This window comes from Streptosporangium sp. NPDC000396, assembly GCF_042898655.1.
Classification (GTDB): domain Bacteria; phylum Actinomycetota; class Actinomycetes; order Streptosporangiales; family Streptosporangiaceae; genus Streptosporangium.
Genome location: NZ_JBIAZA010000024.1, coordinates 80,532 through 94,198, shown reverse-complemented (window position 1 = coordinate 94,198; position 13,667 = coordinate 80,532). Strand labels below are relative to the sequence as shown.

The window sequence follows — 13,667 nt, the reverse complement described above, 5'->3', positions numbered from 1 at the left end:
CATCCGACCGGTCCACCTGGAGCGCATCATGACCACTCCCGCACCCGCGTATCTCACCGGCAGTCTCGCCCCTGTCACCGACGAGATCGACGCCGTCGACCTGGAAGTCACCGGCACTCTCCCGGCCGAGCTCACCGGACGTTACTTCCGTAACGGGCCCAACCCGCTGCCCGGCCAGGACCCGGGCCACTGGTTCACCGGCAACGGGATGATCCACGGTGTACGGCTGCGCGATGGCCGCGCCGAGTGGTATCGCAACCGGTGGGTGCGCACCCGCAGGTTCACCGAGGGCGCCTCCTACGTCAGTGACAGGGGCGTCGACCTGACCGCCGTGCCCGCCAACACCCACATCGTCCGCCATGCCGACCGGATCCTCGCGCTCGTCGAGAACGGCCTGCCGTACGAGATGACCCCCGAACTCGACACGATCGGGCCGTGCGACTTCGGCGGGCGGCTGACCACCGCCATGACCGCCCATCCCAAGGAGGACCCGGTCACCGGGGAGCTGCACCTGTTCGGGTACGGCTTCGCCCCGCCGTACCTGACCTATCACCGGCTGTCGGCCGCGGGGGAGCTGGTGGAGAGCCGGGTCGTGGACGTCCCCGGGCCGACGATGATCCACGACTTCGCGATCACGGACAACCACATCGTGTGGCTGGACCTGCCCGTCGTCTTCGACATGGACCTGGTCGGGCGCGGCATGCCGTACCGGTGGGACGACTCCTACGGCGCCCGGCTCGGCGTGATGGACCGCGACGGCCGGGTGACCTGGTTCGACGTCGACCCCTGCTACGTCTTCCACGTCGGAAACGCTCACGAGGACGCCTCCGGCAGGGTGGTGCTCGACGCGATCCGTTACTCCCCGGACGCCTTCACGGCGATCTGGCGCCACATCGGCGGCACCTCCAACCCCGCCGCCGAGACGGGCGGCGCGGTGCTGCACCGGTGGGTGCTCGACCCGGTGAGCGGCACCGTCAAGGAGGAGCAGCTCGACGACCGCAACGTCGAGTTCCCCACCTTCAACGAGGACCGGCTCGGCCGGACCAGCCGGTTCCTCTACGCGGTGTCCTCCGGCGAGGTGGTGAAGTACGACACCACGGCCGGGACCGGCCAGGCCAGGAACCTCGGCGCGCGCCCGGGTGAGGCGATCTTCGTGCCCGCCTCCGGCGCCCGCTCCGAGGACGAGGGCTGGCTGCTGTCGATCGTCACCGACAACGCGGGGAACGGTTCGGAGCTGCTCGTGCTCGACGCCGCCGGCCTGGACTTCGTCGCGTCCGTACGGCTCCCGCGCCGCGTCCCGGCCGGGTTCCACGGCTCCTGGCTCGCCGACCGCTGAACCGCGGCCGGGTCGGCAAAGCAGCGAGAGATCATTACTGTCGCCCGGCGTTCCGGGCGGCCAGGCTCTGCCGCCACTGCTCCATGACCTGCCGGAAGGACTCGTTTATGAGGAGAAGGAGTTCGGCGGAGGACTCGAAGCGGGCGCCCGCTGGGGTCGCGGCCCCGAGAATCTCGGCTCCGCGCTGCGATATGGCCACCAGGGCGTCGTTCGTCTGCGCAGCTGCAAGGAGGGACCGGAGCCAGATCTCGTCGTCGATGACATAGCGTTCGCGGCGCCCGCCGGAAAGCCGCTCCCGCCGGAGCATTCCCTGCTGTTCGAGGAAGGCGACGGCGTACGAGACTGACGCCGGGCTGACGCGAAGCCGCTGGACCAGGTCGGCGGCGGTGAGGGTGCCGGAGTCGGTGACGTACAGGCAGGCCAGCACCCTGGCCATCATCCGGGGCATTCCCTGCTGTTCGAGGAGAGCGGTATACGACTCGGTGAAGTCCTGGACCGCTTGGGGGTCACGCCCGTGGCCGCTGTCGGGGGCCGGCGGCGCGGGAGGCTGTTTCTGCTTGCGCCGACGCGCACGATGCCGTGTGGCCTCCTGCGCCCGGTCCGCCCCGTAGTCGTCGGGGCCGCCGTTGCGGGTGACCTCGCGCATGATGGTCGAGGCGGGCCGCCCCAGGCGCTTGCCGATCTCGGTGTATCCGAGTCCCTCGGCCAGTCCGGCGGCGATGTGCTGCCGGTCCTGGCTGGTCAGTCTGCCTCCGGGCATCGGTGCTTGGCTCCTATCGCTCGACATGCGCGGAGCTCGGCGCCCGCGCACCCCCGCTGCACAGTATGCATTCACACGTAGCCCATTGCAATTCTCATTCTGATCACCCATTGCATTCAGCATCACAATCATTGCAATGCTTGCTAGTTTGCCGGAGAGAGCAGGCGAAATGGGCTCTCTTTTATTGTTGACTGATTAGTGAATGCAATGTACGGTCGCAGATGTTCAAAGATTCCCGAACATTTGCGGTGCCGGTGGCGCCGCAGAGGGAGTCCCCATGACCGAGCTCCAGCTCGCCGAGGCCATGGGCGTCACGCCGGGACGGGTCTCGCAAGATCGAACACTGTGTGCAAGGAGATTCATGATGGAAACCGGCAACAGCGGCTTCTCCGAAGCAGGGATGCGCAGACTGCGCGAGGTGCTGGCACGGCATGTCGATTCCGGGAAGATTCCCGGACTCGTCGCGCTGGTCGGCCGGGGCGGTGAGACGCATGTCGAGGCGATCGGGACGCTGCGCCATGACGGTGGCGCGCCGATGCGCCGGGACACCATCTTTCGGATGGCCTCCACGTCCAAGCCGGTCACGATGGCGGCGGCGATGGTATTGCTCGATGAGTGCCGGCTGCGGCTGGATGACCCGGTCGATGAGTGGCTGCCGGAGCTGGCCGACCGGCAGGTGCTGAAGCGGGTCGACGGCCCGCTGGACGACACCGTGCCGGCGCGGCGGCCGATCACCGTGCGGGACCTGCTGACCTCCACGTTCGGGCTCGGGGTGGACCTGACGTTGATGGGCTCCCCGATCATGGCCGCAGTTCTGGAGCGGGCCAACTACAGCGGGGGAACCGGGCCGGCGCCCGAGCCGGATGAGTGGATGCGCCGCCTGGGCGAGCTGCCGCTGTCCTACCAGCCCGGAGAGCGCTGGCAGTACGAGCTCAGCCACGATGTCCTCGCCGTACTGGTCGCCCGGGTCACCGGCCAGTCGTTTGAGAAGTTTCTGCGCGATCGCGTCTTCGATCCGCTGGGGATGACGGACACCGCCTTCCACGTGCCCGCAGACAAGATCGACCGGCTGCCGCCCAGCTACGCCCCCGACCCGCAGACCGGAGAATTCCACGTGTGGGACGAGGCCGCGAGCGGACGCTACAGTCAGCCTCCGGCCTTCCAGCATGGCGGCGGCGGGCTGGTCTCCACCGTCGACGACTACCACGCCTACTTCCGGATGCTGCTCAATGGCGGGATGCACGGCAGCGAGCGGATCCTGTCGCGGCCCGCCGTGCAGCTGATGACCACCAACCGCCTGACGCCCGAGCAGAACGCCGCCCGCAACGCCCTGGCCACCAACAACGTCCACATCTCCTTCGGCCAGGGGCAACAGGGCGGCTGGGGCTTCGGGATGGCGGTGCGCACCTACCGCGGCGACTACGCGCCCATCGGCCAGTTCGGCTGGGACGGCGGAACCGGCACCACGGCCTACGCCGACCCGGCCAACCGGCTCACCGGCATCCTGCTCACCCAGGTCGGGCTGTCCATTCCGGATCCGGCGCGGCTGATCCACGACTTCTGGACCACGGCCTACCAGGCGATCGACGCCTGACACCGAGCCCGCGCCCGGTACGCCCGCGCCCGGTACGCCCGCGCCTGGTAGGCCCGCCCGCAACCCACGGCCCCCAACGGGCAGCCCTGGCGGCCGAACCGTCGACACTTCCGTGAGGTTCGGTCGTGGCCCTGTCTGCCTAAGGCCGGGCCATCCGAGGGTGCGATCCCCTCGGGCGACCCGACCTCGGCAATCCAGATACCCCGGGCACCAACAGGACCGCATTTCACCAGCCGTCCGTCCCATCGAATTTCCTAACAGTTTCGAAGGAGCACACCACCGTGTCCGTCACCCTTACCGACCAGGACAAGCTCACCCTGCGCACCGCCGCATACGGCGCCGTCTCGCTGCTGGCCGCCGCCGATGCGGCCGGCTCGCCCCACAAGGCCGCCACCGCCGGCTCCATCGCCCTGGCCTCCGCCACCGGCCTGATCGGCCACGTCCTCGCCGCAAAGACCAAGGACATCAAGCTGGACGGCAAGTCGGTCGCCGAACTCGCCGACCACGTGCTCCCGGCCCTGACGGCGGCCATGAGCCTGCTCAAGCAGCAGGAGCCGGCCGAAGCCGACAACTTCCGCAGCACCGTCATCGTCGCCATCGAGGCAGCCGCCCGCACCCACCAGGGTGAGCCCAGCCCCACCCTGGCCGACATGGCCCGCAAGATCACCGAAGCCCTCGACGCCGCTTGATGGCATGCCGACCCCCGCAGCCACAGCTTGCTTGTCCCGGGGTCCACTCCGGACCCCGTGACACGGCGGTGCGACAGGTCAGGCAGGGGCCGAGCCCCGCCGGGGCGGCCAAGTCGGCTCAGTCGACGAGCCGTGCTGGCCGGGCCGGGCAGGCCGAGTAAATCGAGCGGATCGCGGCGGGCTGCGAGGGGCTTGGGATCTGGGCACTAAGACTGGGGCGGCGCCCTGGCATTCGACTGGGCCGCCCGCCACCCCGGCAGGGTCCGTGGCCTCGCCTTCACCGAGACCATCGTCAAGCCGATGGCCTCGGCGGAGTTCCCCGACGGCGGGCGCGAGCTGTTTTTGGCGATCAAAACCGCGGGAATCGGCGAGCAGATGATCCTGCACGACAACGCCTTCCTGGAGCAGGCGCTCCCCGGCACCGTCGCCACCCCGATCGAACAGGCCGACCTGGAGGTCTACCGCAGGCCGTACCCGACGCCGGAAAGCCGCCTGCCTCTGCTTCAGTGGGCGCGCTCGACCCCTGGACGGCCAACCCGCTGATGTCGTCGCCCGCATCGAGGCCTACGACACGTGGCTGGCCACCAGCGCAGAGGTCCCCAAGCTGCTCCTGGCCTTCGCCGCGGGCCCCGGCACGATGATGCATCAGGACATGATCGACTGGTGCGCCGCCACCATGGCGAGCCTCGAAATCCGACACTACGACCGGATCGCGGGACACCACACCCCCGAAGACCACCCCGGACTGATCGCCGAGGCGATCGCGGCCTGAGCGGACGCTCACGCACTCCGATAGTCCCGGCCCTTGGCCTCTCAGACTGCCCTGCGCTTGGAGCGTGCCAAGCACCTCCTGTGACAGGGGCACCACCACTGAAGTCGCCGCGCGCGAGGCGGGCTTCGGTGACACCAGGACGCCGCGCAGCCCCCGGGCCGGCGCGGCGTCGCCAGAAGAACCCCTAAGGAGAAACACATGAGCCGCAAGATTGTGGCCGCGCAGTTCATCTCGCTCGACGGCGTCGTGGAGGCGCCCGAGGAGTGGCACTTCCCCTACTTCAACGACGAGATGGACGCCGCGGTCGGCGAGATGACGGCCGCGGCCGACACCCTGCTGCTGGGCCGGGTGACGTATGAGTCCTTCGCCGCTGTCTGGCCGCACCAGAGCGGCGAGATGGCCGATGCGATCAACGGCATCCGCAAGCTGGTCGCCTCCACCACCCTCAAGGAGGCCGGCTGGCAGAACGCGAGCGTGATCGAGGGCGACGTCGTCGCCGCCGTCAAGGAGCTCAAGCAGCAGCCCGGCGAGAACATCAACATCACCGGCAGCATCACCCTGACCCAGACGCTGCTGGTGGCCGGGCTCATCGACGAGCTGCGGCTGCTGGTGCACCCGATCGTGGTCGGCGGCGGCCGCAAGCTCTTCCCAGGCGGCCCCCGCCAGATCCCGCTCAAGCTCACCCGATCGGTCACCTTCGGCACCGGCGTGCTCGACCTGACCTACCAGCCGGCATGACGCGGATCCTGCTGGCCTGCGGTATCGCCGCGGGCCCGTGGTTCCTGGGCGTCGCGCTGGTCCAGGGGCTCACCCGCGAGCCCTTCGACTTCACCCGCAACGCCCTCAGCCAGCTCAGCCTCGGCGAGCTGGGCTGGATCCAGGTGAGCAACTTCGTCATCACCGCCTGCCTGGCCATCGCCGGAGCAGCCGGCCTGCGCCAGGCGCTGAAAGGCGGTCCTGGCGGCACGTGGGCGCCGTGGCTGGTCGCTGTGTTCGGGGCGTCGTTCCTGGTCAGCGCGGTGTTCAGCGCCGACCCCGGGGCCGGGTTCCCCGACGCCGCCCATCAGGCGGCCGTGCTCAGCACCACCGGAGGCATCCACATGGCCGGTGCCATGGTGGGCTTCCTCTCGCTGTGCGCGGCGTTCGTGGTGACGGGCCGGCACTTTGCCGCCCAGGGCGAGCGCGGATGGGCGATCGCCTGCCGGCTCGTGCCGGTCGGCGTGTTGGCCGGGTTCGCCGGCTCCTCGGCCACCGTGATGGCGTTCACCGCCGGAGCGGGGCTCGGGCTGGTGTGGCTGGCCGTGGTGTCGGCCCGGGTGCGCGCCTCGGTCAACGTGTAGGCGGTGCCGTACCCCTGAAAGAAAGACGGCCGGGTTCCCTCAGGGGCCTGGCCGTCTTTGCTTGTCAGAGGGTGTCGAGGTCGCGGACGACCTGGGCGAAGGCGCGGATCATGTCGTTTTCCGCCTCGCCGCGCCAGGTGAGGCCGTAGTCCAGCGCGGTCATGTCGTGGATGGGTAGCCAGGCGATGTCGGGCGGTTCCAGTAGCGGCTCACGTGCAGGGGAATCCAGTGCCCGCTGTTGGCGTCCACGCAGGACTCCGGTGGCGGCCACGACTCGCGCCGCATTTCGGCACCCTTCTTCAGATGTGCCCCGAAGGTCAAAAGAACGATGATTCGTAGTCATACGGCTACCGAATGGTACTCGCGAGTCGTGGCCACTGCGTATTGGATTTGAGATGCAACTCTCGGTTACTTTTCCTCCGGTGGCACCGACCCCAGCGGTGGGCCCTAACGCCGGAACGCGCGGGCGAGGATGGAGACCAGGCCCGCGAGCCCCAGGCCGCCCAGGATGAGGGGGAGCATGATCAGCGGCTCGATGCCGGGCCGGCTGATGAAGACGATCCCCGCGGCGACGAACAGCAGGCCGCTGAGCAGGGCCATCCAGTCAGTCCGGTGGCGTCCGTTGCGGTCGATCCGGCCGGTCTCAGGCCGCACGGCGCACCTCCACGTCTCCGAGACCCGCCTTGACGTTCAGGACGATGGTCGCCACGTCGCCCTTCGGGGGCACCTCGGGCTCCAGGATCTTGTTGTGCCGGACGTCGGCCCCGCCTTCCACCGAGTGGTCGATCGTGACGTCGCCGAACTTGGTGTATCCAGTGACCTCGACCCGGGCCGTCGGAGGCACGATCACCGAGATCTCCCCGACCGAGACGGATGCCTCGAAGACCGTTCGTGAGCCGGGCGGAAGCGCCAGCTCGCTCAGGTCCAGCGTGCCCTCGCCGATGCCCACCGCGTAGTTCTTGGCGACCTCCGACAGCTTGGCCGGCTCCCAGGTGTAGTCGCCGAACTTCTTCGGCATGTTGGTCAGCGTGGACCCCGCGAGCAGGGCGATCGCGACGATGGTTCCCAGCGCGACCAGGCCCGCGCCCCGGCCGAACCAGGTGGCGACCAGGAGGCCGGCACCGATGGTGGCGAGTACCGCACCGCCGACGATCGTCATGTTGATCGATCCCGAGGTGGACTGGATCGCCATGATGATCCCTCCAACGAGCATGGCCAGGCATACGGTGGCGCCCCCGACGAACGACCTGGGCCGCTTCGGCCGGGGCGCCGTTTCGACATGCCCGCCGTGTCCGGACAGGTCATAGGGCCCCCCATAGCTGGAAAGGTCATAGAGGGGGTACGGCTGCTGCCGCCTGCGGGGGTCCAGGGGCTGGTAGGGCCCGTAGGGCGAGAACGGTTCGCCGGAGGAGTCGTACGACGGCCTGATCGGGGAGCGGGGCGCCGGCCGTACCTCCTCGGCCGGGGGAACCGGGGGAGCCGGAGGAGCCGGGGGCGGTGCCGCGTGGGCGGCGAACGTCTCGGTCCACCGCGCGGCCGGATGGGGTTCCGTGGCCGGGCGGGACTCTGTGGTCAGGCCGGGTTCCGCGATCAGGCCGGGTTCCGCGGCCGGATGGGATTCCGCGGCGGCCGAGCGGGACTCCGCAACGGTCGGATGGGGCTCCGCGGCGGCCGGGCGGGGTTCCGCGGCCGGGCGGGGTTCCGCGGCCGGGTGGCCGGGGGCGAAGGGGGCGAACGCGGCGGGCGGCTGGTCCGCCGGGTGGCGAACGCCGTGGCCGCGCAGCCGATCGGGCAGGGAACGGATCACGGCCAGCAGGTCGACGCCATGTGCGTGAGCGGTGAGCAGGGTGATGGCGAACAGTGTGCCGACCACCACGGTGCCGGTGTCGATGCCGCCCGAGGACACGTTGATGATCAGTCCGAGGGCGAACACGCCGCTCAGGAGGGCCAGCACGGTCTCGGCGTCGAAGTCGCGCCGGGTCCACTGCTCCACGTGTCCCGGGCCGCCGTCCGTCTCCCGCATGAGCAGGAAGGCCGCGATGTAGAGCAGGATGCCGATGCCGGAGCCGAGGACCAGCATCGCGAAACCGACGCGGAACAGCACCGGATCGATTCCCGCGCGGCGGCCCAGGCCAGCGCAGACGCCGGTGAGCATGCGGCCCTCGTCGCTGCGCTGGAGCGGTCGTCGCTCACCGATGATGGAGGTGTGCGGCGAGTCGGACAGGGGGCTCGCCGGGCTCTCTGCGTTCCCGGTGTCGGTCATGTTCTCATCGTGGCTTTCCCGGATCGTGATCGCATCCGGGAGACCCCTGAGTCGTCCCGGAGGGGACGGGTCTCTCTCAGGGTCGTGTCAGGGGAACGCCTGATGCGCGGACTGCTCCCGACATGTGACGATGCTAACGATATGGCTGACCGAGAGACGACGCGCGACACGGCGCCCGTGACATCTGAGGAACCCGCCTTCCCCCGGCTGATGAGGCCCGTGGAAGGCCGCTTGGTGGCCGGGGTGGCCGAGGGCGCCGCGGCCCAGCTCCGGCTCGATCCGGTCGCGTTGCGGCTGGCCTTCGTGCTGCTCACCGTCCTGGACGGAATCGGCGCCGTGGCCTATGCGGCGCTGTGGATGTTCACGCCGCGCGAGCCGTACGAGGGCAGGGAGCCCTCCCGTGACTGGAGCCAGCTCGCCGCCTACGGCGCGATCGGGCTGGCGCTTACGGCTCTTGGCTGGCTCACCGGTGCCTCGACGGGCGGGATCGGCGCCTGGCCGATCGCGGTCGGCGGGATCGGCTCGCTGATCCTGTGGCAGCAGGCCGACCCGGACCGGCGGCAGCGCTGGATGAGCACGACGGTCGGCCAGGTGCGCCAGAACCGGGTTCGCACGTTCGTCGGCCTGGGGCTCGTCGTCGTCGGCGCGATCGGCTTCCTGGCGGCGAACGACGAGCTGCGCCATGCCCGTCCCGGCATCGTGTTCACGCTGGTGGTCGTGGGCGGTGTCGCGCTCATCGCGGCCCCCTGGCTGACCGGTCTGTGGAAGGAACTGCAACGGGAGCGCCGTGAGCGCATCAGGCAGGAGGAGCGTGCCGAGATGGCCGCGCACGTGCACGACTCCGTGCTGCACACGCTGACGCTGATCCAGCGCAACGCCCATGACGCGCGCGAGGTGATGCGGCTGGCCCGCTCCCAGGAACGCGAGCTGCGTAACTGGCTCTACCAGCCGAAACAGGACGCCGACGCGTCGGTGGCCGCGGCGGTGCGCCGGGTCGCCGCCGAGGAGGAGGACGCGCACGGAGTACCGATCGAGGTCGTCTGCGTGGGTGACTGCCCGCTGACTCCGGAATTGTCCGCGATGATGCAGGCCGCTCGGCAGGCTATGGTCAACGCCGCGAAATACTCTGGATCGTCGGTGATCTCGGTCTATGCCGAGGCGGAGCCGGACGAGGTCGTCATCTTCATCCGGGACCGTGGCGTCGGGTTCGACATGGACGGGGTGCCCGAGGATCGGATGGGCATCCGTCAGTCGATCATCGGCAGGATGGAGCGACACGGCGGCAGCGCCCGTGTGCGGACCGAGCCCGGCGAGGGAACGGAAGTGATGTTGACCATGAAGCTGGAGAAGGCGTGAGCGAGCGAGCCAGGAAGCACGACAATCCGCGAACGCGGTCGACGAGGGAGGACTCATGAGCGCCGTCAGGGTTCTGATCGTCGATGACCACCGGTTGTTCCGCTCCGGCGTCCGCGCCGAGCTGGGCGACTCCATCGAGGTGGTCGGCGAGGCCGAGGACGTGGAGTCGGCGGTCAGGACGATCGCCGAGCTCCAGCCGGATGTGGTCCTGCTCGATGTGCACATGCCCGGTGGCGGTGGCCAGGAGGTGCTTCGCCGCGTTCTGGGTTCGGGTTCCCCGGTCCGGTTCCTCGCCCTGTCGGTCTCCGACGCCGCCGAGGACGTCATCGGTGTGATCCGCGGCGGGGCCCGAGGCTACGTCACCAAGACCATCAGCGGTCGCGAGCTCACCGACGCGATCCGCCGGGTGGCCGAGGGCGACGCGGTCTTCTCACCGAGGCTGGCCGGCTTCGTGCTGGACGCCTTCGCCTCCAGTGAGGCCCCGCCGATCGACCCCGAGCTCGACTCCCTGACCCAGCGCGAGCGTGAGGTCCTGCGCCTGATCGCCCGCGGCTACGCCTACAAGGAGATCGCGAAGGAGCTGTTCATCTCGGTCAAGACCGTGGAGACCCATGTCTCGTCCGTTCTGCGCAAGCTCCAGCTCTCCAACCGCCACGAGCTCTCCCGCTGGGCCGCCGCGCGACGTTTGGTCTGATCTGTACTACCTGTAACTTATGTGCGACTCTGCGAAGTATGGGTCGTGATGTACCTGCCATGGTGTTCAGCCGGGATGACCGGCGGCGATACCGGGACAAGGTCCGCCAGTGTCTCGACGTCTTCGCGCAGATGCTGCGTGAGTCCAGGTTCGAGTTCGAGTTCGGCCGGCCCAAGGCCGGGCTGGAGATCGAGCTCAACCTCGTGGACGAGCGCGGCGAGCCCGCGATGAAGAACGCCGAGGTGCTGGCGGCGATCGCCGAACCGGACTGGGCCACCGAGCTCGGCCAGTTCAACGTGGAGATCAACGTCATGCCCGAGTCCCTCAAGAGGGACGGTCCCGCGCGGCTGGAGAGGGCGCTGCGGAACCGGCTCAACCACGCGGAGGAGCGAGCCCGGACGGTCGGCGGGCACATGGTGATGATCGGCATCCTGCCCACGTTGCGGGAGAGCGACGTGCACGAGGGCACGCTGTCGGCCAACCCGCGCTACAAACTGCTCAACGAGCAGATCTTCGACGCCAGGGGCGAGGACCTGCACCTTTCCATCATGGGTGACGAGGCCCTCGACACCTATGCCGACAGCATCACCCCCGAGGCGGCCTGCACGAGCACCCAGCTCCATCTCCAGGTCAGCCCCGACACGTTCGCCGCCCACTGGAACGCCGCCCAGGCCGTCGCGGGCCCCCAGGTGGCGGTGGCGGCCAATTCGCCGTTCCTGTTCGGCCGGAAGCTCTGGCAGGAGACCAGAATCCCGCTGTTCGAGCAGGCGACCGACACACGCCCGGTGGAGCTGAAGACCCAGGGCGTGCGGCCGAGGGTGTGGTTCGGCGAGCGGTGGATCACCTCGGTCTTCGACCTGTTCGAGGAGAACGCCCGCTACTTCCCCGCGCTCCTGCCCATGTGCGAGGATGCCGACCCCCACGAAGAACTGGCCCGCGGGGTGGTGCCCGAGCTCGGTGAGCTGACCCTGCACAACGGCACCGTCTACCGGTGGAACCGGCCGGTCTACGCCGTCGTCGACGGAGTCCCGCACCTGCGGGTGGAGAACCGGGTGCTCCCGGCGGGCCCGTCGGTCGCGGACATCGCCGCAAACGCCGGGTTCTACTACGGCCTCATGCGCGTGCTTCCCTACGCCGAACGCCCGGTGTGGACGCGCATGTCCTTCGCCGCCGCCGAGGACAACCTGCACGCCGCCGCCCGGCACGGGCTGGACGCCCGGCTCTACTGGCCGGGACTCGGTGAGGTGAACGCCGCCGAGCTGATCCTGCGCAAGCTGCTGCCGCTCGCCTGCGAAGGCCTCGACCTGTGGGGGGTGAACCCCGGGCCCAGGGACCGGATGCTGGAGATCATCGAACGGCGGTGCGTGACCGGAAGGACCGGAGCGAGCTGGCAGATCGACGCCGTGAACGGGCAGAACGGCCTCGACCGGCACGAGGTGCTGCGCCGGATGACCCTGCGCTACATCGAGCACATGCACACCAACCAGCCCGTCCACACCTGGCCGTCACCTTGATCGCTTCAGGGGACTCACTTCGGGGTTCCTCGGGGCACGACCGGCCGGAGACGGCGGCGCCGGGCCGTGGGGAGCAGCCACCCGGGGGCGGGCAAGCCGTGAGTGACTCTCGTCGTGAGGCCCCGGGATAGGCAACGATGAAGGACATGAGAGCCTTCCGCTACATCCTCGCGTTTCTGATGGTCACGGTCGTGGCATGCGGGGGTGACCGGACGGGCGACCGCGTCGCCGGCCCCGCTTCACCGGACACGCCCGTTTCGCCGGCCACCCCCACTTCGCTGGGGCAGACGTTCGAGTCGGACATCCAACTGGCCAAGAAGCTCACCGAGGACTACTGGACGCAGACCTTCTCCGCCAGCGGGCTGACCTACCGCCCGATCACGGACTTCGTCCCCTACCAGGGGCAGAACGGCCCCGACTGCGGTGGCCAGCCGTCGGTGCCCAACAACGCCTTCTACTGCCCGGCCGGGCACTTCATCGCCTATGACGAGAGCTGGATGCGCGGCCTCTACGACCAGATGGGCGACGGCTCGGTCTACGTGATCATCCCGCACGAGTTCGGGCATGCCGTACAGGCACAGCTGAACAGCGGCTTCAATCTCAACGTGGAGCGGGAGCTCCAGGCGGACTGCTACGCGGGAGGCACTCTGGGCGCGCTCGTCAAGGGCGGAACGCTCCAGGCGGAGCCGGGTGACGAGGACGAGCTGCTGATCAACCTGGCCGCGGCGGGAGACCCCACCGACGACTGGCTGCGCCCCGACGCCCACGGTACGGCGGCGCAGCGCCAGGAGGTCTTTGTCAAGGGGTACAACGGAGGCACCGCGGCCTGCTGAAATACATCGCCGAGGTCACCGGAAATCCCCCATGAGGTTGATGTCCCGCCGCCGCGATCCGCCTAGTCTGAGGGCCGGTGACCAGGGGGTGGTGTCATGCGGAGGATGGTTCGCGAGATCGGCTGGGCCGTACGGGGTGCCTGCCGGGCGAGCGACCCCGAACTGTTCTTCCCGCCCGCGCAGTCGGTCGAGCAGGAGAGACGGGCCAAGGCCGTTTGCGCGGGATGCCCGGTCCTGACCGACTGCCGGGCCTATGCCGTACGGGCGGGGGAGCCCGAGGGCATCTGGGGCGGGCTGACCGTGCAGGAGCGGCGCGGTCTGCGGTTCCCGCCCGGATGGCGGCGGCCCGCCGCGGGGGTGTGAACTGTTGATTGTTTATCGGCGTTTATCAGTTCTTCTCTGGTCTTCTCTGGTTTCTTCCGCCTGGAGAGGTGGGTGGCCCGCCAGACACCCAGTGTCGGCGCACCACGGAAGCGTCCGGCCGGCTGTTACCGGTCGCGGGAAGCGCCGGAGCGT

General features: G+C 69.3%; 15 protein-coding genes. 11 read left to right on the top strand and 4 right to left on the bottom strand.

Going from position 1 to position 13,667, the window contains the following annotated elements:
• Positions 1 to 28: 28 nt before the first annotated feature.
• Entirely contained in the window at positions 29 to 1,336 is a 1,308-nt protein-coding gene (locus ACFY2X_RS32930; protein ID WP_389946190.1) for a carotenoid oxygenase family protein, read from the top strand.
• Positions 1,337 to 1,370: 34 nt separating this feature from the next.
• On the opposite strand, the gene ACFY2X_RS32925 is transcribed toward ACFY2X_RS32930, so the two are convergent.
• The gene (locus ACFY2X_RS32925; RefSeq protein ID WP_389946188.1) at positions 1,371 to 2,096 is read right to left on the bottom strand and encodes a helix-turn-helix domain-containing protein; all 726 of its coding nucleotides are present in this window, start codon (positions 2,094 to 2,096) and stop codon (positions 1,371 to 1,373) included.
• A gap of 277 nt (positions 2,097 to 2,373) precedes the next feature.
• On the opposite strand from ACFY2X_RS32925, the gene ACFY2X_RS32920 reads away from it, so the two are divergent.
• The 5 genes from ACFY2X_RS32920 (at position 2,374) to ACFY2X_RS32900 (ending at position 6,491) form a co-directional block, all read left to right on the top strand.
• On the top strand, positions 2,374 to 3,690 hold the full coding sequence (locus tag ACFY2X_RS32920; RefSeq protein WP_389946185.1) for a serine hydrolase domain-containing protein: 1,317 nt from the start codon (positions 2,374 to 2,376) through the stop codon (positions 3,688 to 3,690).
• A 281-nt stretch (positions 3,691 to 3,971) separates the two neighbouring features.
• A complete protein-coding gene (locus ACFY2X_RS32915) occupies positions 3,972 to 4,379 on the top strand; it encodes a hypothetical protein (RefSeq protein ID WP_389946182.1) in 408 nt (135 codons plus the stop codon).
• Between the two features lie 300 nt (positions 4,380 to 4,679).
• Positions 4,680 to 4,922 (top strand): hypothetical protein, encoded by a 243-nt coding sequence (locus tag ACFY2X_RS32910; protein ID WP_389946179.1) that lies wholly within the window; start codon positions 4,680 to 4,682, stop codon positions 4,920 to 4,922.
• 427 nt (positions 4,923 to 5,349) lie between these two features.
• Positions 5,350 to 5,889: a dihydrofolate reductase family protein gene (locus ACFY2X_RS32905; protein WP_389946176.1), complete on the top strand. Its 540-nt coding sequence runs from the start codon at positions 5,350 to 5,352 to the stop codon at positions 5,887 to 5,889.
• The gene (locus tag ACFY2X_RS32900) at positions 5,886 to 6,491 is read left to right on the top strand and encodes a DUF998 domain-containing protein (RefSeq protein ID WP_389946173.1); all 606 of its coding nucleotides are present in this window, start codon (positions 5,886 to 5,888) and stop codon (positions 6,489 to 6,491) included. The genes ACFY2X_RS32905 and ACFY2X_RS32900 overlap by 4 nt, the downstream gene beginning before the upstream one ends.
• A 64-nt stretch (positions 6,492 to 6,555) precedes the next feature.
• Here ACFY2X_RS32900 and ACFY2X_RS32895 read toward each other — a convergent pair whose 3' ends face one another.
• The 3 genes from ACFY2X_RS32895 to ACFY2X_RS32885 form a co-directional block, all read right to left on the bottom strand.
• A complete protein-coding gene (locus ACFY2X_RS32895) occupies positions 6,556 to 6,762 on the bottom strand; it encodes a hypothetical protein (protein WP_389946170.1) in 207 nt (68 codons plus the stop codon).
• A 176-nt stretch (positions 6,763 to 6,938) separates the two neighbouring features.
• Entirely contained in the window at positions 6,939 to 7,145 is a 207-nt protein-coding gene (locus ACFY2X_RS32890; RefSeq protein ID WP_389946167.1) for a hypothetical protein, read from the bottom strand.
• A complete protein-coding gene (locus ACFY2X_RS32885) occupies positions 7,135 to 8,754 on the bottom strand; it encodes a PspC domain-containing protein (protein ID WP_389946165.1) in 1,620 nt (539 codons plus the stop codon). Before ACFY2X_RS32885 ends, ACFY2X_RS32890 begins: the two co-directional genes overlap by 11 nt.
• 141 nt (positions 8,755 to 8,895) lie before the next feature.
• On the opposite strand from ACFY2X_RS32885, the gene ACFY2X_RS32880 reads away from it, so the two are divergent.
• The 5 genes from ACFY2X_RS32880 (at position 8,896) to ACFY2X_RS32860 (ending at position 13,514) form a co-directional block, all read left to right on the top strand.
• A complete protein-coding gene (locus ACFY2X_RS32880; protein WP_389946162.1) occupies positions 8,896 to 10,110 on the top strand; it encodes a PspC domain-containing protein in 1,215 nt (404 codons plus the stop codon).
• Positions 10,111 to 10,165: 55 nt separating this feature from the next.
• Positions 10,166 to 10,804, top strand: coding sequence for a response regulator (locus tag ACFY2X_RS32875; protein ID WP_389946160.1), 639 nt, complete (start codon positions 10,166 to 10,168; stop codon positions 10,802 to 10,804).
• 38 nt (positions 10,805 to 10,842) lie between these two features.
• Positions 10,843 to 12,318 (top strand): glutamate--cysteine ligase, encoded by a 1,476-nt coding sequence (locus tag ACFY2X_RS32870; protein WP_389946157.1) that lies wholly within the window; start codon positions 10,843 to 10,845, stop codon positions 12,316 to 12,318.
• Between the two features lie 146 nt (positions 12,319 to 12,464).
• Positions 12,465 to 13,151, top strand: a complete 687-nt coding sequence (locus tag ACFY2X_RS32865) for a neutral zinc metallopeptidase (protein ID WP_389946154.1) — start codon at positions 12,465 to 12,467, stop codon at positions 13,149 to 13,151.
• A gap of 96 nt (positions 13,152 to 13,247) precedes the next feature.
• A complete protein-coding gene (locus ACFY2X_RS32860; RefSeq protein ID WP_389946151.1) occupies positions 13,248 to 13,514 on the top strand; it encodes a WhiB family transcriptional regulator in 267 nt (88 codons plus the stop codon).
• Positions 13,515 to 13,667 lie beyond the last annotated feature (153 nt).

What these genes read in the sequence shown, in the direction of transcription:
- ACFY2X_RS32920 (WP_389946185.1), top strand. Translation starts at nt 2,374, where the DNA reads ATGACCGAGCTCCAGCTCGCCGAGGCCATGGGCGTCACGCCGGGACGG.
- ACFY2X_RS32900 (WP_389946173.1), top strand. Translation starts at nt 5,886, where the DNA reads ATGACGCGGATCCTGCTGGCCTGCGGTATCGCCGCGGGCCCGTGGTTC.
- ACFY2X_RS32865 (WP_389946154.1), top strand. Translation starts at nt 12,465, where the DNA reads ATGAGAGCCTTCCGCTACATCCTCGCGTTTCTGATGGTCACGGTCGTG.
- ACFY2X_RS32885 (WP_389946165.1), bottom strand. Translation starts at nt 8,754, where the DNA reads ATGACCGACACCGGGAACGCAGAGAGCCCGGCGAGCCCCCTGTCCGAC.
- ACFY2X_RS32930 (WP_389946190.1), top strand. Translation starts at nt 29, where the DNA reads ATGACCACTCCCGCACCCGCGTATCTCACCGGCAGTCTCGCCCCTGTC.
- ACFY2X_RS32880 (WP_389946162.1), top strand. Translation starts at nt 8,896, where the DNA reads ATGGCTGACCGAGAGACGACGCGCGACACGGCGCCCGTGACATCTGAG.
- ACFY2X_RS32870 (WP_389946157.1), top strand. Translation starts at nt 10,843, where the DNA reads ATGGGTCGTGATGTACCTGCCATGGTGTTCAGCCGGGATGACCGGCGG.
- ACFY2X_RS32925 (WP_389946188.1), bottom strand. Translation starts at nt 2,096, where the DNA reads ATGCCCGGAGGCAGACTGACCAGCCAGGACCGGCAGCACATCGCCGCC.
- ACFY2X_RS32875 (WP_389946160.1), top strand. Translation starts at nt 10,166, where the DNA reads ATGAGCGCCGTCAGGGTTCTGATCGTCGATGACCACCGGTTGTTCCGC.
- ACFY2X_RS32910 (WP_389946179.1), top strand. Translation starts at nt 4,680, where the DNA reads ATGGCCTCGGCGGAGTTCCCCGACGGCGGGCGCGAGCTGTTTTTGGCG.
- ACFY2X_RS32860 (WP_389946151.1), top strand. Translation starts at nt 13,248, where the DNA reads ATGCGGAGGATGGTTCGCGAGATCGGCTGGGCCGTACGGGGTGCCTGC.
- ACFY2X_RS32905 (WP_389946176.1), top strand. Translation starts at nt 5,350, where the DNA reads ATGAGCCGCAAGATTGTGGCCGCGCAGTTCATCTCGCTCGACGGCGTC.